Origin of the sequence: Enhygromyxa salina (assembly GCF_000737335.2) — a bacterium.
Taxonomy (GTDB): domain Bacteria; phylum Myxococcota_A; class Polyangia; order Nannocystales; family Nannocystaceae; genus Plesiocystis; species Plesiocystis salina_C.
Genome location: NZ_JMCC02000173.1, coordinates 1 through 19,113, shown reverse-complemented (window position 1 = coordinate 19,113; position 19,113 = coordinate 1). Strand labels below are relative to the sequence as shown.

The following is a 19,113-nucleotide window of genomic DNA, read 5'->3' as shown; positions in this document are numbered from 1 at the left end:
CAAGCGAGACGCTGTAAAGGCGTGAATCGCCGCGGCCCTGCGACTCCTCCGACGCGGCCGATCCGAGCGCAGAAACATACGGACTATCGGCGATGCTGCGCGAACGCCTAGACTGGCCCTGGAGGATCCAATCATGGCTACGCGAAAGAAGAAGGGCAGCAAGAAGAAGGCTGCTGCCAAACAACAGACTTCGAAGAAGAAGGCTGCGTCCAAGAAGAAGGCTGCTTCCAAGAAGAAGGCTGCTTCCAAGAAGAAGGCTGCTTCCAAGAAGAAGCCCGCTTCCAAGAAGAAGCCCGCTTCCAAGAAGAAGCCCGCTTCCAAGAAGAAGGCTGCGTCCAAGAAGAAGCCCGCCGCCAAGAAGAAGGCTGCGTCCAAGAAGAAGGCTGCGTCCAAGAAGAAGGCTGCTTCCAAGAAGAAGCCCGCCGCCAAGAAGAAGCCCGCGTCCAAGAAGAAGGCTGCGTCCAAGAAGAAGCCCGCCGCCAAGGCTGCGTCCAAGAAGAAGGCTGCGTCCAAGAAGAAGGCTGCGTCCAAGAAGAAGGCTGCTTCCAAGAAGAAGCCCGCCGCCAAGAAGAAGCCCGCGTCCAAGAAGAAGGCTGCGTCCAAGAAGAAGCCCGCCGCCAAGGCTGCGTCCAAGAAGAAGGCTGCGTCCAAGAAGAAGGCTGCGTCCAAGAAGAAGGCTGCTTCCAAGAAGAAGCCCGCCGCCAAGAAGAAGCCCGCGTCCAAGAAGAAGGCTGCGTCCAAGAAGAAGCCCGCCGCCAAGGCTGCGTCCAAGAAGAAGGCTGCGTCCAAGAAGAAGGCTGCGTCCAAGAAGAAGGCTGCTTCGAAGAAGAAGCCTGCTGCCAAGAAGAAGGCTGCTTCCAAGAAGAAGCCCGCCGCCAAGAAGAAGGCTGCGTCCAAGAAGAAGGCTGCTTCAAAGAAGAAGCCCGCCGCCAAGAAGAAGGCTGCTTCGAAGAAGAAGCCTGCTGCCAAGAAGAAGCCCGCCGCCAAGAAGCCCGCCGCCAAGAAGAAGGCTGCGTCAAAGAAGAAGCCCGCCGCCAAGAAGAAGGCTGCGTCAAAGAAGAAGCCCGCCGCCAAAAAGGCTGCGTCAAAGAAGAAACCCGCCGCCAAGAAGAAGGCTGCGTCCAACAAAAAAACCGCCGCCAAGAAGAAGGCTGTGTCCAAGAAGCCCGCCACGAAAAAGGCTGCGTCCAAAAAGAAGACGACGGCGGCCAAGAAGACCGCCGCGACCGAACAGGCCGCTCCGGCAGCCCAGCGCAAGCAAAAGGCCGCGAAGCCACCGGGCAGCGACGTCTCGCTGGCGGTCGGCGACGCCGCCCCCGCGTTCGATCTGCCGGCCGACGGCGGCGGTCGTCACTCGACGAGCTCACTCGCTGGGCGGCGCTTCGTCTTGTACTTCTACCCACGCGACAACACGCCTGGCTGCACGACAGAGGCGATGGAGTTCACGGCGCTGGCCAGCGAGTTCGCCCAGCTTGGCGTCGTGGTCATCGGAGTCTCGACGGACAGCCTCGAGTCGCACGCGAAGTTTCGCGCCAAGCACTCGCTTGGGGTCGAGCTGCTCGCTGACACCGAGTACGCCGCGTCGCTGGCCTACGGCGCGTGGGGCAGCAAGCTGCTGTACGGCAAGCCGGTCGTTGGCATGATCCGCACGACCTTCGTCGTGGGCCCGAGCGGGAAGATCGAAGCCAAGTACCTCGTGCGCAAGGCGGCGGGGCACGCAGCGGCCGTGCTCGCGGATCTGCGGACCCAACTCGACGCGTCCCCCGTCGACCCGCCTGCGCCGATCGTGACCCAAGCGGCGCCCGCCGCCGACGAAGACGATCTGCTCGACGGTCCCCAAACTGACGAGGACGACGAGCCCGAGGGCGAGGCGATCGACGAAATTCGGGAGAGCACCGAAGAGGGCGAGCACGACGACCAGGACGAGCTGGCCGACGACAACGCCTGACGTTGCAAGGTCTGAACGACAGCGGGTAGCTTCTCGGCATGCGACCCGCTGTCGTCCTCGCGATCGTCCTCGGTGCCGGCTGGCCCGTGGCGATCGCCGACGCGGGTCCCCCCGTCGACCCGCCTGCTGATCCGACTTGGGATACAAAAAACACCGGCGAGGACGAGCCGCCGGGTCTAGATGGACCCGTCGGTGGTCCGCTGATCTGGGACGAGCCCGGCGGGTTCTGGCTGAGCCTCGAGCTGATCGGCCCGCGCGGCGCCCAGATCGACGCAGCCCGCTCGCTCGCGCAGCCGCCCGTGATCGATGCGCTGCCCCGAGGTGGTTCACCGCCGCCCGGCGAACTCGTTGGTCGGGTCGACACCCTCGAGCAAGCGCTCAGCTGGGTCAACGCGAACAGCTTCGCAACCCTGGGCGCGGGCGAAGCTGCCACGCCGGTCCCGGGCGGCTACCTCTATCGGGATCACGAGCTGATCCTGACCGCGCTGGTGGTCACCCCCGGGTCGAATTCCAGCACCCACACCTTCCCGTGGCCGCCCGCCAACGTGCTCCCGATCCCGGCTGGCGCGGCGTGGCAGCCCGCCAGCCTCGCGGTCGCCCGGGCGCCGATGTTTGCCGCCCCCGCGCCTCAATTGCCACCCGCGAGCGAGCGCTACCAGATCGTCAACCTCGACGACGCCGTATGGCTGCTCGACAGCGTTGATCGCTGCGATGACGCGGGTGCATGTCTGCGCTGGGCGCAGATCTTGGTGCGCCGGGGCGATCGCTTCTTTGGCGGCTGGGTGCCGGCGACCCAAGTGGTCCCCGACAGCGCGTGGGTCGGCGGTCCCGGCGAGCGACGCTTCGCCCTGCTGCCCAGCTATCGCACCCGCGCAGACGCTGGGTTTGCGCTGCTCGAGCAACACGGCGGCAGCGATCAACGCGAGCCCGCGCTTGGCCTCCACCGCGCGCACGCGGGCGCAGCCTGGCCCAGCGCGGCCGTCCAAGTCTTGGGCGAGGATCTCGTCGCGCTGATCAGCGGGGACCCAGTCCTGACCCGGCACATCGGCGCGGCGCCCCCTACCCTGCCGCTGCCGTGACTTCGGCCCAGGCAGACGATCAGTCCAGCGACAAGCGCAGCGCGTACAGCTGCCCGCGGTCCGAGCTGGCGTAGACCCGCCCAAGCACGGGATCGAAGCTGGGCTGCCCCGAGCTGCCGCTGCCGTTGAACAGGCGCCCGAGCAGCTCGCCGTTGACCGTTGCGTAGGCCAGCAGCCCGGCGTCGGAGTGGGCGATGAACACCGTGGTCCCGACGACCAGCGGCGTCGCCAACGAGCCGGGATCCAGCTGTTGGTACCAGCGCACCCGGCCGTCTAGCTCGAGTCCGTAGAGCCCCTCGAGCGAGCTCGCGGCCAGCAACACGCCACCGGGCGCGAGCGCCAAGCTGCCGACGGCGCGGATCTTGGTGTTCCACACTCGAGCGCCGTCAGCCTGCGAGAGCGCGAACACCCCAGAAGCTTGGTTGGCGACCAGCAGCTGCCCGCGCTCGGGTGCCAGCACCGGGGTCGTGTCGACATCGACGAACAGCCCGGCCCCCTCGAGCGGCGCGAGCGACTCGCTCCACTTTGGCGCGCCGCTCACCGCGTCGATCGCCAGGACCTTGCCGTCGGCGAACCCCGTGTAGAGCACCCCGCCGACGCTGCCGGTGGGATCGAGCGGCGGCTGGTAGGCCAAGCCAGCCCGGCCGTAGACCGTGAAGTCCTTCTGAAACTCGCCGTCGTACTGCCACACCCACTCGCCGCTGCGAAGATCCACGGTGAGGATCTCGTCGCGCGAGTTGGAGAAGTGCACGACGCCATCACCGATCACCGCTGGGGTGCGGACCAAGCCGTTGGTCCGGTAGCGCCAGCGGACCTCCTGGGTGTCGAGATCCACAGCAACCAGCGCGCCGTCATCGGTGCCCGTCAGCATCCAATTCGCGCGCTCGTTGGGCGCAGCTTGGTGGCCCACGCCCCGCTCGGGATCGACGACCGCCAGGATCGGCACGCTGCTGAGCCCGCCGCCGATGTCGAGCTCCCAGACGAACTCGCCGATCCGATCCTCGAACGCGACCAGCGTGCCGTCGCGGCTGCCGACATAGACCAACCCGCGGCTGGGGTCCGCGACGGGCGAGCCGTACTCCTCGGTGCGATACCGGTAGTTCTCTGGGATCGTGAATTCGCGGACGAAGTCGACGGACCAGATCGCCCGAGCGCCATCGCCCTCGGGCTCGTGAATCAGGATGGTCCGCTCCGCTGGCCCGCACGCGAGCGTGGTCAGCAGGGCGAAGAGCGCCGCGGCCCGACGCTGAAGCGGTCCAACCCTGTCTGCAAGCGGGCGAGAAGCGCTGTCTGCGAGCGGGCGAGACGCCTCGCCCGAGCTGAAAACACCCACGCTCATCGCAAGCTCATGGCGAGATGGTTGGCGAAGCCGGCGCGGACATCAGCGCGGCAAACTCGGGGTCGAGCGCCTCGAGTCGCTTGCGCACCATCGGGGTCGCGAGCTCCTCTTTCTTGAACTCGTCGAGGTACTGCCGGTAGATCGCCAGCGCCTCGTCGGGGCGCTCGAGCGCCTCGAGCACCCTGCCTTGGTGGTACAGGGCCATCGGGCGATAGTAGTCGCTGGGATAGGGCGCGATGGCCTGGAAGGCGGCCAGCGCGGCCTCGAGCTCCCCCTTGGCCTCCAGCGCGTTGCCCTTGCCCTCGAGCGCCACGAACCGGAGCGGGTGCTCGCGGCCAGCGTCTTCGAGGAACAGCTCGTACTCGGCCAGCGCGGCGTCGAAGTCACCCGCCTGCATGGCCTGGGCGGCGGCAACGAGCGCGGCGTCTTGCTCGACCTTGTCCCGACCCGAGTTCTTGGCCTCGGTCACGGCCGCGGCGATCGCCGCTTGCCGGTCTTCCTCGGTCGCGAAGATCGGCAACCTGTACAGCTTGATCGAGTCGCCAAGCCGCTCTTGCTCTTCTGGCGGCACCACCTGCCCGCGAACGATCGCGGCGGTCGCGACTTGCAGAGTCCGGGCCGCGACAGCGTCCCCTTCGGTGCTGCGATTGGTCAGCGCGACGCCGCCCGCGATCACGAGCAGCGCGATCACGATCGCACCGATCACCAGCTTGGGCGTGTCGATGACCTGGCGGCTGGCCTTTCGAACCCCGCGCTGGAACGCGTCGTCCTCTTTCTCCGCCTTGACGTTGGCCTTGCGCTTGCGCCGGCTGCGGTTCCAGGTTGGCAGCTCGGCCCGCTCACCGGGGGCTCGATCGCCGTCCCCACCCGGAGCCGGATCTTCAGCTGATCCACTCTTGGCCTGGTCAGGACCATCTGGGTTGACCAGCTCATCCTTGCCCGGCGTGGCCGGCATGAAGTCGAGGTCGTCACTCACGGCTGGCCTATCTACAAGACGGCTCGACGCCTGTCCACCCACGCGACCTCAAACCGCTATGCTGGGGCCCGTGAGCGGGCAGCAACGCAGTGATCGCCTGGCCCGTCGGGGCCCGATCGCCCTGGCGTTGCTGATGTGTGTGGGTGGTTGGGGACCTCCGACGGGGACCCAAGCCGAGGCGCCCGCTCCGCCTGCGCGAACACCCGAACCGTTTGGAGAGGTCCCGCGTGACCCCGACGACGCGAGCTTCATGTCGCCACCCAACAACCAGCTGGGTCAATGGAGCGCAGGTCGCCAGCGCCCGATCACGCGCGGCTTCGACGACGACCACCACCTGCAGCTGACCGCGGTCCCAACTTACGCGGCGTTTCGCGTGCCCTTCATCGGTCGCGGATCCACGCCGCTGCGCGGCGGCGGCGTCGGCCTCGAGCTCGACGTTCGCGTGCTGCGTTGGCTGTTCCTGCGCGCCTACGCCAGCCACACCATCCACCCCGTGTTCGAAGAGACCGGCTTCGACGAAGACGCCAACGAGGTCGTGCTGCTCGCCAACGGCGGCCTGGTCCAGGCAACGAACACCGGGATCGCGGTCGTCTACGCCCTCGACATCGGGCGGTTCGTGCCCCGCGTCGACGTTGGCGCCGGGCTGCTGTTCGTGCGCAGCCCCAGCGCGGCGCAGCCCGGTCAGTGGGGCGCCGAGTGTCGTCAGGGTGGCGTGTGCGATCTGGGCCTGAGCTGCAGCGCCGACGAGCTGTGCCAACCAACCCCGCTCCCCGAGGTCCACGCCGGCGTCGGCCTGGACATCCTGCTTGGACAGCGCTGGGCGGTCGGGCTCTCGCTGCGCTACTACGCCATGATTCGAGCGCTCGCGCAGCTGCCCGTGTACGTGCACGGGAGCGTGCGCCTGTCCGTTCGGTTTTAGGGCTGCTTCGGCCCGAGATTAAACTCGAGAGCTCGCTTCCCTCGGTGGCTCCGTCCACGAAGGTGCTCGCAAGCGGGCGAGAAGCCCTCGCCCGAGCTGAAAACAGATTAAAACAAGAAGGGCGGCCGAAGCCGCCCTCTTGCTGTCACGCGAGCTGACCTAACCTAGCCGCCGATACCGGGGCAGGTGACGTCGGGGAAGTCGGCGAGCGAGCAGGTCGCCGAGATCGAGGTGCCGCCCGTTGCCGGGTAGCCGGGCCGCCGGGCGATCTTGAACTCCAGATTGAAGTTCTCGTCCTTGCAGTAATCCGACATGTCGTCGCCGACCGAGCCGGTCTGCATCGAGTCGTCCGTCAACAGCGCGTAGCAGACGTTCACGTCCGAGCCGGGCATGGAGTAGTCGCCGTTGCCGTCGAGCACGTAGCCGGCCGCGTCCCGCTCGCACTCTTGGATCCTGACGGTGTTGTCGTTGCCGGGCGGATCTTCTTCCACCGTGCACTCGGGATCGACGATCGCCGTGGACGCGTCGGTGTCCTTGACACACTTGGTGTAGCAGGCCGGCTGGATCTGATCGCGGATGCGCTGGGCGATCGCTTCCATGGCGTCCGAGTAGTCCTGCTGGCAGATCGAGAACATGTTGCCTGGCGTGAACTCTTCGACGAGATCGCGCAGACGCACGGGCGGGACCGCCTGCACGGGCTCGGCCGGGTTGAGCGGGTTGGGCGCTTCGCAGCCAGGCCCGATGCCGAAGCTGTTTTGGAACTCGGGGTTGGTGCCGCTGACGTCGCCGTAGAAGGCCGTGCCGTCGTTCGCCACGCCGCCGATCAGCGCGACGATGACCTCTTGCTCGGCGTTGAGCTCTTGCTTCTCTTTCTCGAGACCGTCGAGCAGGCCGATGTAGCGGCTCATCGGATGCAGCACGGCCTGCCCGTTGTCGACGCCGCTGTTGCCGTTGACGTCTTTGTTGACGGCGCTGCAGGTGTCGTAGTTGTTGGGATCGCCCTCGCAGTCAACGCCCGCGTTCCAACACACGGCCGAGGTCGGGAACGCGGCGGCTGGATCCGACCAGAACACGCGGTTGCCGTCTTGCTCGAAGATCTCCGAGAAGCTCTTGTTGTAGGAGCAGTCGGCCTCGTCGGTCACGAACACGACGGCCAAGATCGCGCTGGCTCGCAGGAACCCGTAGCTGCCGACCTCATCGGCGTTCTGGGCCCGGATCAGCGCGAGGTACATGGACTCGAGCTGGGACTCGAAGCCGCAGCCGTTGATGCCCTGCGGTCCGAAGCACTTGAACGCGTCCTCGGTGTTGGTCGAGTCCGGGATGTTCTTCTTGCCCTCGATGTTCTCGAGCCACTTTCGCGGCTTGGCCTGCGTGTCGTAGTCGGTCGTGCTGGGCAGCACTTCGAGCGCGGCCGCGTCGAGGGTGCAGATGTCGTTGCAGGCGAGGTCCGTCACGTCGGTCTCGCCGCTGTTGAAGATGAAGTCGCCGATCCGCGACTTGCACGAGCTCAGCACCAGGTTGCCGGCCTCGGGCGTGGTCGAACCCGGCGGACACCAGGGGTTGCCGTTGTCGGAGGTCGTGATGCCAAGCCGGTAGTTGGCCTCGACGTCGTCGGCCTCGAGGACCTGAATGAACGAGCCGAAGTTGTTGGCGAGGATCGCCTGCTCTTCACCCATCGACCCGGAGTTGTCGATCACGAACAGGATGTCGACGTCCTTGTTGACGGTGAGCTGCAGCTGGTCTTCGACCTCGGATCCCTTCTCGAGCTCGACGGGCTTGAGCGGGTGGTTGAGGCAGCCGCTGGTGGTGGTCATGGCCATGGCCATGGCACAGCCGGCGAGTAGGGTGAACTTGGTTCCAAGCTTGAGGCGCGACATGAGCTGGTCTCCTGCTCCGACCTAGCAGATCGGGGGGCTGGCTAGGGCATTAATACCCGCCCGACTGCGATCGAGGCAAGGCTGCAGGCGCACGTTCTCACAGTCTTTGCCCGGGGCCAAGGCTGTTTTTAGCTCGAACGCGGGCCGATCCAGGAGGAGCCCGCGAGGTGCGCGATTCACGGAGCCGAGATCGCTACCCTCGCTGAAGACAGCTCGCGCAGCCTAGTGCCGCACACCCTAAGTTCCATCCGGGTTATGCACGGCACTGAGGCCCAATGGCAGTGTCGCAGCTCCTAGCAGTACGCCCGGTACAGCGTCGTCGCCGCTCCTCGCCCTTGGGCCTCAGCTCCGCACCTAACCCGGAACGAACTTAGGGTGTGCGGCACTAGCGCTTGGCGGCGCGGTCCTTGTTGGCCCGCCCACGGCCACGCACGACCATGCGGACCGGGATCCCACGCAGGTGCCAGCGCTGACGGATCCGCCGAATCAAGTAGCGCTCGTAGTCTGGCCCAAGGCAGCGCCCATGGTTGGCCGAGATCACGATCAGCGGCGGCTCGGTGTCGGCCTGCGTCGCGAAGTACAGGCGCACCGGCTTGGCACGCCACATCGGCGGGTTGTGATCGGCGACCGCCGCCTTGAGCTCCTCGTTGAGCGCTGGCGTGGGGATGTGCTTGGCCAGCGCCGCGGCCGTGCGAAGGCACGCGTCGAGCAGCTCGTCGAGATTGAAGGACTTGCCCTCACCGCGATCGCGGCCGGCCCCGACCACCGAAGTCTTGACGATCCACGGGTGCTCGAGGAACGCCAGGGACTCTTGCGCGTGCAGCAGCCGCTCGCGCGCGAGCTTGCCGTCGTACTTGATCAGATCCCACTTGTGCATGGCCACGACCACGCCCTTGCCCCGAATGAACGCCATCCGGGCCAAGCGCTGATCTTGATCCGTCACGCCCTCGGTCGCGTCGATCACCAGGATCACGACCTGGGTCCGCTCCATCGTGCGGATCGACTTGATCGCCGCGAGCTTCTCCATCGCGCGGGCGACCTGCTTGCGGCGCCGAAGCCCGGCCGTGTCGGTCAGCACCAGATCCCGGTTCTTGTACTGAAACGGCAGGTAGATCGGGTCGCGTGTGGTTCCGGGTTGATCCGAGACGATCACCCGCTGCGCACGCATCAAGGTGTTGACCAGCGTCGACTTGCCCGCGTTGGGTCGGCCGATGAACGCCAGCCGTGTGCCCGGCGGGATCGGGACCGGCTTCGCCTCGGTCGCGGCCGGCAGCTGCTCGAGCAGCGCGTCGCAAAACTCGCCAACGTTGCGCCCGTGCGCGGCCGAGATCGGATGAACCTCGCCCAGCGACAGCTCGTGCAGCGCCACCGCTGCGAGCTCGCGCTTGTCGTTGTCGACCTTGTTGGCAGCGACCAGCACCGGCTTGCCGCTGCGGCGCAGGTGCTCGGCGATCTCGAAGTCGACCGCGGTCGCCCCCTCGCTCGCGTCGACCACGAACAAGATCAGGTCGGCCTCCTCGATCGCGATCTGAGCCTGGCTCTGGATGTCGGCCGGCAGCCCGGTGTCGAGGCTTGGGTCGAGTCCGCCGGTGTCGACGAGCAAGAAGTGCCGCCCCTCCCACGACCCCACCCCGTACAGGCGATCGCGTGTGACCCCCGGCTTGTCCTCGACGATCGCCTCGCGGCGGCCGACCAGGCGGTTGAACAGCGTGGACTTCCCAACGTTGGGGCGGCCGATGATCGCTACCAGCGGGGCGGAGCCGGCGACGCCGCTGCCCGAAGCTTCAGCGACTTCGGCCGCGACCTCGGCGGCCAACTCGCCAGCTACCTCGTCAGTAAACTGGCCCTCGTCGAAGCTGGTCTCGGCTTCACCTTCAATATCAGCTTCATTCATCGGAGCCCCCTGTGTGGTGCCCAGGCGCCGGGCTGACGCCCAGCTCGCTCTGCGCCCGATAGCCCAGCTCGTCGAGCTTCTTGGGATCCTTGGTCCAGCCTGGCGTGACGCGGACCTCGACGAACAGCTCGCAGGGCCGGCCGGTCAGGGCCTCAATCCGCTTGCGTGCGCCGATCGAGATCGCCTTGATCGACTTGCCCTTGGCCCCGATCACGATGCCCTTTTGGCTGCTGCGCTCGACGTGGATCAGCGCGTCGATCCGGTCGCGCTCGCGCAGCTCCTTGAAATTGGAGATCGTCACCGCCGAGCTGTAGGGCAGCTCCTGCCCGAGCCGGGCGAACAGCTCGGCCCGGATCAGCTCCGCGGCGTGCCAGCGCATCGAGCGATCGCTGAGCTGCTCGGATCCGTAGTAGGCCGGGCCCTCGGGCAGCGACTGCTCGACCTCGCTGCGCAGGGTGTCGAGCCCGCGGCCGATCTTGGCGCTGACCGGCACCACCGCATCAAACGCGTGGAGCTCCTGCCACTTGCCGATGATCGGCAGCAACAGATCTCGCTCACCGAGCAGGTCACACTTGGTCAGGACCAGCACCATGCGTGGCCCCTGATCTCGATCCGAGACGATCTCGGCCAGCTGTTCGACCACCGCGCGGGCCCCCGGCCCTGGCTCCCACTGCGCGGCCGCCTCGGCGCCCTCGGGGCCCGCTGGAAAGCTTGGGACCTCGGCCAGCATCAAGATCAGATCAACCCCTCGAGCGCCGCGCAGGGCCTCGGCGACCATGAACTTGTTGAGCGCCGACTTGGCCCGATGGATCCCTGGCGTGTCGACGAGCACCGCTTGAAAGCGATCGGTCGTCCAGATCCCGAGCATGCGCTCGCGCGTGGTCTGGGGCAGCACGCTCGCGACCGCGAGCTCCTCGCCAAGCAACGCGTTGAGCAAGGTCGACTTGCCGACGTTGGGCCGGCCACACAGCGCGACGTAGCCGGAGCGGAAGCCCGGGTCTGCGGACGCGTCGGTGGGTTGATCGTCAGCCATTGGCGACGGGGTTATTGGCGAAATGCCGGGTCGAGACAAGCGGCGGGTCCAATCGCTGGGCGTGGACTTTCGCGCGCAGTGTTCCTAGACTCGCGGCGGTGGTCGACGAGGGTGAGGCGCAGATCGGCTCGGAGACCGCCGCCGAGGTCGGCGATGGCACCCCGCGCGATTGGAGCCTGCTGAGCCTTGGCGCGGGGTTGTTCAGTATTGGATGGGCTACGGCGATCCTGTGGCCTGGCGTCGCCGACCTTCCAGCGTGGCCGGCGGCGAGCGTCGGGGTGTTTGCGCTCGCGTTTGCCGGGGCACCTGGGCGCCCGCTCCCGCGTGGGCTCGGCGCCTTCTTGGGCACGGTCGGCTTGATTGTTGGCGCCGGCAAGATCCTCGCGCTCTGGGGGCTCCTGGAACTGATCACATGAGCATGTGCTACATGTAAGATATTTGTGTTCATCGGAGCACACGCCGATCATCTATCCATGCAAGAACGGCGCAGCGCGACTCGAATCGACAAGGTGTTCCGAGTGCTGATCTCGACAGACGAGTTTGGCGACCAGGGCTACGTTGCCCGCAACATCTCGGCGACGGGCATGTTCGTCGAGATGGCCGAGCCGCTGCCGCTCAACACGAAGGTCATCGTGCGGTTCACCCTGCCCAACGACGATGCGGCGATCTGTGCGCTCGCGCGGGTTCAGAACCACTATTACGTGCACTACAACGACCGCGATGAGCTGCGTGGGCTGACCGGGGTTGGCGTTCGGTTCTTGCGCTTCGTGCCCGAGGCTGGCGCGCCGATCCCTCGCGATCGCATGCACTAGGCATTACCCCCACAGGCGCTTTCGCACCACGCGGGTCTTCTATGACCCCCACAGGCGGTTTCGCACTTCGCGGTCACTCGCTTCGCTCGCTCCCTATGGGCTGGCTGTTCTCGGTCGTATGTGTGGCCCCCTAGAAGGGGGCTCTTGTCTGGGTACCTACAGGCCACCGGAGGGCGCTCCATCCTTGGTCCTCCACAGGCGGCTTCGCACTTCGCGGGGTGTTCTATGACCCCCACAGGCGGCTTCGCACTTCGCGGGCCTTCTATGACCCCCACGGGCGGCTTCGCACTTCGCGGGCCTTCTATGACCCCCACAGGCGGCTTCGCACTTCGCGGTTACTCGCTTCGCTCGCTCCCAATGGGCTGGCTGTTCTCGGTCGCATGTGTGGCCCCCTAGAAGGGGGCTCTTGTCTGGGCACCTACAAGTCAGCGGAGGGCGCTCCATCTTTGGTCCTCCACAATCGGCTTCGCACTTCGCGGGTCACGGTATTGGGATCGCTTGGACGCTTGCTCTCGTTTCGAGATCATGTTGCATATACACTTGGAATCATTTGTGTTTTGCTGACAGGACGGTCTGTGAGTTGGGCTTGGGCTCGAGCTCGCGGGGTCGTCGTTTTCGGGGAAAATTTTGGTTTTGCGGGCGAGTCCGCTAGCCCACGAACGTGGCTCGCCGCTCCCCTGCCCTGTTCGGCTTGCTGGTCCTCAGCGCGATCGGCTGTACGGGTCCGCCTGCTGAAGTCGTGATCGAGACTCGCGTTGGCGAGGTGCAGGCGCGCTCCGATCTGGAGGCTGCGCGGGAGACCACGGCGGCGCTGGCCGAGGTCGGCGCGCAGTGGTGGGCGCAACGGGATCAGCGTCGGGCGGCGGCGGACAGCTCGAGCGCGGAGATCCGGGGCGAGGTCTCGGCGAGCGTGCCCGAGGCGATCGCGTACGACCCCGTGCCACCGCAGGAGTCGTCTAGCTTCGCGGCCCAAGTGCATGCGCTGCGCGAAGGTCCGCTCGACGAGGCCGCGATGCTGACGCGCAACCTCGCCGAAGCCGGGGCCAAGCTGTGGCCGGAGATCGGGCCGATGTTGTTGGCGGATCGCGACCGACCCAAGCGCGAGTACAAGCAAGTGCTCGCGCTGATCGGCGGCGACGTGCCCAATCGCTATGGACACTTCGCGCTGCACTGGAAAAAGGCCCACGGCTATGACGTGCGTGTGTCAGAAGACTGGTTCGAAGACCTGCTCGGTCTCGCACACGCCCGCGTGTCCAAGCCACTGCACCCGGTCTATCGCGACGCGCTGCTGACCGTCGCGCTGCTGCGCGCGGCCTCGAAGGCGGCCCGCGAAGATCCCAAGTTGGTCGCGGACGTGGTCGCCACGCTGCTCGACAGCGGCTATGTGCTCGACGGGACCTTCCGTGATGAGGTCGGCCGGGCGATCGATGCGATCGGGGACCCAGCGATCCCGCCGCTGCTGCGCGAGTCCGTCGCGCCCGAGGGCGCCGACGAGGCGTCGACCGCGGCGCGTCGGGCTGCGTACGCGACCTACTGTCTCGATCGCATGGATCGATTGCATCCGTCGCGGGCGATCGAAGCCGTGTCCCACGAGCGACTGCTGCTCGCCGATGTGTTGCAGGCCTATGCGATCGTGCGCGATGGCGAGGCCGCGCCGCTGCTGCTCGATCACATCGACGCCGACGCGCCCGGCGTGCGCCGTGCGGCCCGAGCCGCGTTCGAGAGCTACGTGACAGGGCCGCTGCCAAGCGTCCGCCGCAAGTCGATCCGTCTGCTCGGCGGCCGGACCAGCACCCAGCGGGCCGAGCTCAGCTACCGCGAGCACGCACGCTTGGCGATCCGACAGCGACTGCAGACCACGGCGCCCGATCTGCTCGAGCCCGAGTGCGAGCTGCGGCTCGCTGGCGGTCTCGTCGACGCGCAGTGCGAGGGCCAACCCGAGCGACTGTTTCGCGCCTATGTGTCGCTGCTCGATCAACGCCGGATGGCTCGGCGCGACGCGACCGTGGCCCGGGCGCTGTCGAGCGACGATCACATCGCCGGCGCGGCGATGCTCGACACCCTGCTCAGCGATGGCAGCGACCCCGTCGATCCCGACTTGATCGCGCCGTTCTACTCGGAAGTCGCGGCCGAGATCGAAGCCTCCGGCGACCCCGCTCGCGCGGCCCAGCTGCTGCGCAAGAGCGCGATGCTGCTGGCCGACGCCGACCCGGATCGCGCCCGCGAGCTGAGCGTGGACGCGCTGGTGCTCGAGGCTCGCGTCGAGGGCGTCGACGAGCGCGGGCGCATGATGTTGCTCGGCACCGCCCGCGATCTCGCGCCCGACGAGCCCACGGTCTCCGCCGCGCTCGGCCAGCTCGAGGCGCAGATCGACGAGTCCAGCTCGGGCACGCGGGGTCGGCTTCGCGTGTACTTGCTGGCGCTGCTTGCTTGCCTCACGCTGCTCGCGTGGGTCGGCGCGCTGCTGCACCGCCCACGCGAACCCGCGCGACAGCCCTGAACCAGCCGCTGCCCCAGATCAGTCGGGCGCGGGCAGGTTGTCGAGGCCAGGGTCGCGGGGCGGCTTGCTTGGCGAGATCGACGGGACCTTCCGGGGCTCCTTCTTGGGCGTCGCCTTTTTCTTGGTGTCCGTGGTCTTCTTTTGCGGCGCCGGCTTGGGATCTTCGGCGGGCGCGGGCGCGGGCGCAGGCGCTGGATCCACGGCAGGCGCAGGGTCCACGGCGGGCGCCCCCTCGGCTCCCGCGTCTGCCGCTGCGGGATCTGGAGCGGCTGCGGCTGCGGGTGCCGGTGCCTGCTCCGTGGCGACCTCGTCCTTGCTCGAGTCCGCCTCGCCGCTGCCCGCCATCAAGAAGAACGCCAACAGTCCGCCGACGACGACCACGACGATGCCGCCGATCAACCACGTGGTCCCGCCGCCACCGCTGAGGTTGCTGGCTTGGCGCTCTTCTTTGACGGAGATCGCCGCGAGATCAGCCCCGTCTGCGAAGAAGGTCTTGTGCTTGCCGCCTGCGCGCGCCTCTTCGGAGAACTCTCCCCGAAACTCGTACATCGTGTTGCCAGCGCCCGCGATCAACTGATCTGACCCGGGCTTGGGCTTGGCTGGCGCCGCCGCTGGGGCCTGCTGCTGGGGCGCTTGCTGCTGGTACTGCTGCTGCTGCTGCGCCTGTGGATTTGGCTGCTGATGCGGTGCACCGCCCGGCAGCGTCACGGCGACTCCTGGTGGCGACGCGGCCACGTATTGCGGCTGACCTGGCGAACCGTCTTGGACAACGGTTTGCCCTTGGCCTTGGTGCCCTCCGTACTGATTGTTGGCTGGCTGATTCACGGCGCTCCTCGGGCGTTGTGTGAGCCTGTCCAAGCGGGCGCGTGACTTCGTCGCGCGCGTCCACGGCTCGCGCCGCAGCCTGGGCCAGACCGTGCCCGACCTGAGTGTGCCACGTACTCGACCCGGAAGGCATCCCACACCCGGCATCTCGGGCTGACGACGCGTTCAACCTTGGCGTCGCCGCCACGCTGGTGCAAGCTGCGGCCCGAGCCGCAAAACATGATGGATGACCCAACCGCAGCTCCAGCTCCGCGCTTTTTGGTGTTCGAAGGCATCGACGGCAGCGGGACGACAACCCAGCAGGCGATCGTGGCCAAGCGACTGCGCGCGCGCGGTCACCGGGTTCACGAGACCCGCGAGCCGTCCGAAGGCCAGATCGGCGAGCTCGCCCGCGCGCTGCTGGCGGTGGTCCCCGGTCAACCGCGCACGGTCAACGCTGCCGCGCTCGCGCTGCTGTTTGCCGCGGATCGCCTCGAGCACCTGACGCGCGAGGTCGAGCCAGCCCTCGCTCGCGGTGAGATCGTGCTGTGCGATCGCTATGTGATCTCGTCGTGGGTGTACCAGTCGCTCGAGTGTGACAGCGCCTGGGTCCGCACGATCAACACCCACGCCCGCTGGCCGGACCTGACCTTCGTGTTCGATCTGCCCGCTGAGGTCGCGCTCGCCCGCGTGGCCCAGCGGCGGGCGACGACCGGACAAGTGGTCGAGCGCTTCGACGTGCCACAGACCCAGCGCGACCTCGCGCGAGGCTACGCGGCGATCCTCACCGATGGGCTCGAGGGGGTCGAGCGCGTCGACGCGTCGCTGGCGATCGAGGCCGTGACCGAAGCGATCGTCTCGCGTCTGATCGCAGCCGGGTTGTGAACCCGGCGCCGCCTCGCTCGTGCACAAAACTTGCGAGCACGGTCGCAGCCGCCGATGGTGCCCGCATGCGCGCTCGCTCGGTCCCCCTGCTCGTGCTTCTCGCCATGGGCTGTCGACCCACCACCGGGATCGACGGCTCGCCCGATCAGCCGTTGATCGAGGCGCCCACCGACTCGAGCACAGCCTCGACCACGCCAGCCCCCGAAGGGCCCCCCCGGCCCGAGGGTGCGATCTTCCACAGTGAGCTGGTGCGCGCCACCCAGGGCGGCTCCGCCTCGTACCTGATGGCCCAGATCGGCCCCGAAGCCTACCGCCCGCAGGGCCGCTTCGAAGGTTGGATGATCACGCGGGTGTGGCCGGGCGATCCGGGCCTGTGCGCGCCAGGCTGCGACCTGCGCCCCGGCGACGTGATCCTCAGCGTCAATGGATCCAAGCTCGAGACGCCCGAGGAGCTGAGCAACTTGCTCGCGCGCATCGATCAGCTGGAGTCGGTGGAGCTGACCGGGATCCGCGATGGCACGTTCTTCGAACGCAGCCATGCGGTGTTGCCCGATCCTCCGATCGACTGACTCAGCCGCTCGCCCGCGGCGGGACTAATACTGCTCTTCGTCGTCGTCTTGATACTGCGCCGCCAAGTCGGCTTCGGGCTGCGCGTACTCGGCTTGTTGGGCGTACTCGCCCTGCGGTTGGGCGTACTCGGCCTGTTGGGCGTACTCGGCTTGTTGGGCGTACTCGCCCTGCTGTGCGTACTCGCCCTGCTCTGCGTACTCGCCCTGCTGTTGCGCGTACTCGGCTCCGCTCTGCGCCGCGTAGCCTCCGCTCTGCGCAGCGTAGTCCCCACTCTGGGCGGCGTAGCCTCCGCTCTGGGCGGGGTGGTCCCCCTCCACGTCAACGGCATACTCCCCGTCGCCGGCGTCGCTCTCCCCTTCCACGTCGACGGCGTACTCTCCGTCGCCATCCTGCCCGTCGTCGATATCGACGACGCCAGAGTCGTACTCCTCGACGACCTCGGGCGCACCCGTGGGGATCGGCGGCAAGCTCGGCGCGGTGGGCCGGACGCCCGCCTTCCAGTCGGCGATGGTCTGAACCAGCATCTCGTAGGCGATCATCGCCGGCATGCTACCAGGGCTGCGGCTGCGAGTCCCCCAAAGTGTTCTCAGCTCGGACGCGGGCTTGCGGTTCACCGTGGGCAGCGAAGTCCGGTGTCACTGCGCGGTGACGAGTCGAGGCTGGTAGTCTTGCCCCCACGTGAGCGCGACGGCCTACTACTGCCCTGCCTGCGGCGGCCCTCAACACCAAGTAGGCCGCGGCAATTGCGACTATTGTGGCGCGGTGCGGGTCCCGCTCGGGCTCCCAGACCCGCGCACCTCGGTGCCCTGCCCGCAGTGTCTGACCCTGGTCGCCGGCCACCACGGCTTTTGTCCGAGCTGCGGTCACGCCCAAGGCGAGACCGCCCCGCCGTCGGCCAAAGGCGAGTTCTCATGTCCCGGCTGCGGTGACGAGATGTCGATCTGGGCGCTCGATCCCGGTTTGGGGCAGGTGGGATATCGCGGCAGCGAGGCGCAGATCCACGGGTGCCACGGGTGCGGCGGGGCGTGGGTCGACCGGCGCACCCTCGACCAGATGATCGCCTGGGCCAAGGCCCACGCGAGCCATCTGCAGCCAGACGCGGTCAAGCGGCAGAACATGGCGATGACCGAGGTCGTGCACTACCGGCCGTGCCCAAGCTGTCGGCAGCGCATGAACCGACGCAACTTCGCCCGCTACTCGGGCATCGTGGTCGACGAATGCCGCAGCTGCGGGACCTTCTTCGACGCCGGCGAGCTCGAAGGTGTGGTCGCGTTCGTCCGCACGGGCGGCTTGGCGCTGGCCGAGCGCCATGAAGCCGAGGCCAAGCGATCGCAGCGGAGCAACCTGCCCGTGATGACAGCCAGCGCCGGCGTCGACCTGCCACGCACCGAGTTCGAGGTCGTCATCTGGTTCCTGCGCTGGGTCGGCCAGTGGGTGCGCCGCATCGCCAGGTGACCGCGCGACTCGGGCTCCGGGAGCCGCCGCCGCGATCAGATCACGGCGAGGATGATGATCACGAGCAGGATCACGACCACGACCGCCGCGCCGATGTAGAGACCCGTCTTGCTGCTCGCTTGGGGGACGATGGCGGTCGGAGCGGCCGGAGCGATCGGGGCGGACCCGACCGGAGCTGACGCGACCGGAGCGGACGCGACCGGAGCGGGCGTTGGTGCAGAGCTCTCGACCGCGGGACGCGTCGGCACCGAGGCGGGGACCGGAGCGCTGGGCTCGCGACTGGCAACGGGCGCCGGGATCTCCGGTGCCTCGGCCATGATCAGGGTCTGCTTGCTGACCCCAGCGGGCGCCTGAGCAGCGTACTGCTCCGTCGCTTGTGGCTCTGCGGGCACCGACGTCGCTTGTGGCTCTGCGGGCACCGACGTCGCTTGTGGCTCTGCGGACGCCGCCTGAACCGCCGGCTGCACCGCCGGCTGCACCGGTTGCTCGGCCGTGACCGCAGGCTCGTTGGGATCCGGCTGCGTCGCGTCGGGCGGCTCGGCCTGGACCGGCGACTTCTCCATGAACACGGTCCAGCCCTTGGAGTCGGACGCCCCGATCGGTTGCTGAGGCTGGATCGGAGCGGCGGGGGCCGGCGCCGCGGGTGCGGCTGCGGCTGGCTCGGCGGGGCCATCCGAAGACTCGGCGGGCACCTGCGCTTCCATGAACATCGTCCAACCCCGGGTCGACGGGGCACTGCTGGCACCGGCTGGCTGCGCTGGCTGAACGGGCCGCGCCGGTTGGACCGGAGCCGGATCGGGCTGCTGCACCTGCGATGTGCTGGCGGCCTCCCCTGCTGGCGCTTCGGCCTCCATGAACATTGTCCAGCCTCGCGTTGACGGCTTGGCGGCCGGCTGAATGGGCGCGGCCGGTTGCACGGGCGCGGCCGGTTGCATCGGCGCGACGGCCTGGCAGGTCCGGGCCGCGCCAACCTCACCAACGACTCGTGGTTTGGCAAGACCCGCGAGCAGTCCGAGCACCTC

The 19,113-nt window shown here is 67.7% G+C and carries 16 protein-coding genes and 1 pseudogene; 9 read left to right on the top strand and 8 right to left on the bottom strand.

The genetic code is table 11. From position 1 onward, the window contains the following. Positions 1 to 133 precede the first annotated feature (133 nt). Both DB30_RS42020 and DB30_RS38940 read left to right on the top strand, forming a co-directional pair. Complete coding sequence (locus DB30_RS42020; protein WP_146662623.1) at positions 134 to 1,948, top strand: peroxiredoxin; 1,815 nt, start codon at positions 134 to 136, stop codon at positions 1,946 to 1,948. Positions 1,949 to 1,986: 38 nt separating this feature from the next. Further along, a complete protein-coding gene (locus tag DB30_RS38940) occupies positions 1,987 to 3,027 on the top strand; it encodes a hypothetical protein (RefSeq protein WP_052558970.1) in 1,041 nt (346 codons plus the stop codon). A 19-nt stretch (positions 3,028 to 3,046) separates the two neighbouring features. Here DB30_RS38940 and DB30_RS38935 read toward each other — a convergent pair whose 3' ends face one another. Both DB30_RS38935 and DB30_RS38930 read right to left on the bottom strand, forming a co-directional pair. After that, complete coding sequence (locus tag DB30_RS38935) at positions 3,047 to 4,366, bottom strand: outer membrane protein assembly factor BamB family protein (protein ID WP_052558968.1); 1,320 nt, start codon at positions 4,364 to 4,366, stop codon at positions 3,047 to 3,049. Between the two features lie 7 nt (positions 4,367 to 4,373). Further along, complete coding sequence (locus DB30_RS38930; protein ID WP_052558966.1) at positions 4,374 to 5,342, bottom strand: tetratricopeptide repeat protein; 969 nt, start codon at positions 5,340 to 5,342, stop codon at positions 4,374 to 4,376. A 70-nt stretch (positions 5,343 to 5,412) separates the two neighbouring features. Here DB30_RS38930 and DB30_RS38925 point away from each other — a divergent pair, with 70 nt between their 5' ends. Next, positions 5,413 to 6,261 (top strand): hypothetical protein, encoded by an 849-nt coding sequence (locus tag DB30_RS38925; RefSeq protein ID WP_146662621.1) that lies wholly within the window; start codon positions 5,413 to 5,415, stop codon positions 6,259 to 6,261. A 164-nt stretch (positions 6,262 to 6,425) separates the two neighbouring features. On the opposite strand, the gene DB30_RS38920 is transcribed toward DB30_RS38925, so the two are convergent. From DB30_RS38920 to era, 3 genes are all read right to left on the bottom strand, one after another. Then, entirely contained in the window at positions 6,426 to 8,138 is a 1,713-nt protein-coding gene (locus DB30_RS38920) for a vWA domain-containing protein (RefSeq protein WP_052558963.1), read from the bottom strand. A 385-nt stretch (positions 8,139 to 8,523) separates the two neighbouring features. Then, the gene (gene der, locus DB30_RS38915) at positions 8,524 to 10,032 is read right to left on the bottom strand and encodes a ribosome biogenesis GTPase Der (RefSeq protein WP_146662619.1); all 1,509 of its coding nucleotides are present in this window, start codon (positions 10,030 to 10,032) and stop codon (positions 8,524 to 8,526) included. Continuing rightward, a complete protein-coding gene (gene era / locus DB30_RS38910; RefSeq protein WP_052558961.1) occupies positions 10,025 to 11,065 on the bottom strand; it encodes a GTPase Era in 1,041 nt (346 codons plus the stop codon). Before era ends, der begins: the two co-directional genes overlap by 8 nt. A gap of 98 nt (positions 11,066 to 11,163) precedes the next feature. On the opposite strand from era, the gene DB30_RS38905 reads away from it, so the two are divergent. The 3 genes from DB30_RS38905 to DB30_RS38895 all read left to right on the top strand — a co-directional run bounded on the left by DB30_RS38905 (position 11,164) and on the right by DB30_RS38895 (position 14,377). Continuing rightward, on the top strand, positions 11,164 to 11,481 hold the full coding sequence (locus DB30_RS38905; RefSeq protein ID WP_052558959.1) for a hypothetical protein: 318 nt from the start codon (positions 11,164 to 11,166) through the stop codon (positions 11,479 to 11,481). 57 nt (positions 11,482 to 11,538) lie between these two features. Beyond that, complete coding sequence (locus DB30_RS38900; RefSeq protein ID WP_052558957.1) at positions 11,539 to 11,877, top strand: PilZ domain-containing protein; 339 nt, start codon at positions 11,539 to 11,541, stop codon at positions 11,875 to 11,877. Between the two features lie 661 nt (positions 11,878 to 12,538). Beyond that, positions 12,539 to 14,377, top strand: coding sequence for a hypothetical protein (locus DB30_RS38895; protein WP_146662617.1), 1,839 nt, complete (start codon positions 12,539 to 12,541; stop codon positions 14,375 to 14,377). Between the two features lie 18 nt (positions 14,378 to 14,395). On the opposite strand, the gene DB30_RS42015 is transcribed toward DB30_RS38895, so the two are convergent. Then, positions 14,396 to 15,085, bottom strand: coding sequence for a hypothetical protein (locus DB30_RS42015; RefSeq protein WP_052558952.1), 690 nt, complete (start codon positions 15,083 to 15,085; stop codon positions 14,396 to 14,398). 288 nt (positions 15,086 to 15,373) lie between these two features. Here DB30_RS42015 and tmk point away from each other — a divergent pair, with 288 nt between their 5' ends. Both tmk and DB30_RS38880 read left to right on the top strand, forming a co-directional pair. Then, complete coding sequence (tmk, locus tag DB30_RS38885) at positions 15,374 to 16,066, top strand: dTMP kinase (RefSeq protein WP_052558950.1); 693 nt, start codon at positions 15,374 to 15,376, stop codon at positions 16,064 to 16,066. Positions 16,067 to 16,170: 104 nt separating this feature from the next. Continuing rightward, the gene (locus tag DB30_RS38880; RefSeq protein ID WP_165704153.1) at positions 16,171 to 16,635 is read left to right on the top strand and encodes a PDZ domain-containing protein; all 465 of its coding nucleotides are present in this window, start codon (positions 16,171 to 16,173) and stop codon (positions 16,633 to 16,635) included. A gap of 24 nt (positions 16,636 to 16,659) precedes the next feature. Here DB30_RS38880 and DB30_RS38875 read toward each other — a convergent pair whose 3' ends face one another. Continuing rightward, complete coding sequence (locus tag DB30_RS38875) at positions 16,660 to 17,175, bottom strand: hypothetical protein (RefSeq protein ID WP_153258484.1); 516 nt, start codon at positions 17,173 to 17,175, stop codon at positions 16,660 to 16,662. Positions 17,176 to 17,314: 139 nt separating this feature from the next. Between DB30_RS38875 and DB30_RS38870 the strand changes: the two genes are divergently transcribed. Further along, entirely contained in the window at positions 17,315 to 18,091 is a 777-nt protein-coding gene (locus DB30_RS38870) for a zf-TFIIB domain-containing protein (protein WP_146662615.1), read from the top strand. 35 nt (positions 18,092 to 18,126) lie between these two features. On the opposite strand, the pseudogene DB30_RS38865 reads toward DB30_RS38870, so the two are convergent. After that, positions 18,127 to 19,113 (bottom strand): annotated as a pseudogene (locus tag DB30_RS38865) (hypothetical protein); the annotation flags it as partial.

Bases quoted from the DNA above. Each gene is read 5' to 3' on its own strand.
- DB30_RS38935 (WP_052558968.1), bottom strand. From the start codon at position 4,366: ATGAGCGTGGGTGTTTTCAGCTCGGGCGAGGCGTCTCGCCCGCTCGCA.
- DB30_RS42020 (WP_146662623.1), top strand. From the start codon at position 134: ATGGCTACGCGAAAGAAGAAGGGCAGCAAGAAGAAGGCTGCTGCCAAA.
- DB30_RS38940 (WP_052558970.1), top strand. From the start codon at position 1,987: ATGCGACCCGCTGTCGTCCTCGCGATCGTCCTCGGTGCCGGCTGGCCC.
- DB30_RS38900 (WP_052558957.1), top strand. From the start codon at position 11,539: ATGCAAGAACGGCGCAGCGCGACTCGAATCGACAAGGTGTTCCGAGTG.
- DB30_RS38875 (WP_153258484.1), bottom strand. From the start codon at position 17,175: ATGATCGCCTACGAGATGCTGGTTCAGACCATCGCCGACTGGAAGGCG.
- DB30_RS38920 (WP_052558963.1), bottom strand. From the start codon at position 8,138: ATGTCGCGCCTCAAGCTTGGAACCAAGTTCACCCTACTCGCCGGCTGT.
- era (WP_052558961.1), bottom strand. From the start codon at position 11,065: ATGGCTGACGATCAACCCACCGACGCGTCCGCAGACCCGGGCTTCCGC.
- DB30_RS38880 (WP_165704153.1), top strand. From the start codon at position 16,171: ATGGGCTGTCGACCCACCACCGGGATCGACGGCTCGCCCGATCAGCCG.
- der (WP_146662619.1), bottom strand. From the start codon at position 10,032: ATGAATGAAGCTGATATTGAAGGTGAAGCCGAGACCAGCTTCGACGAG.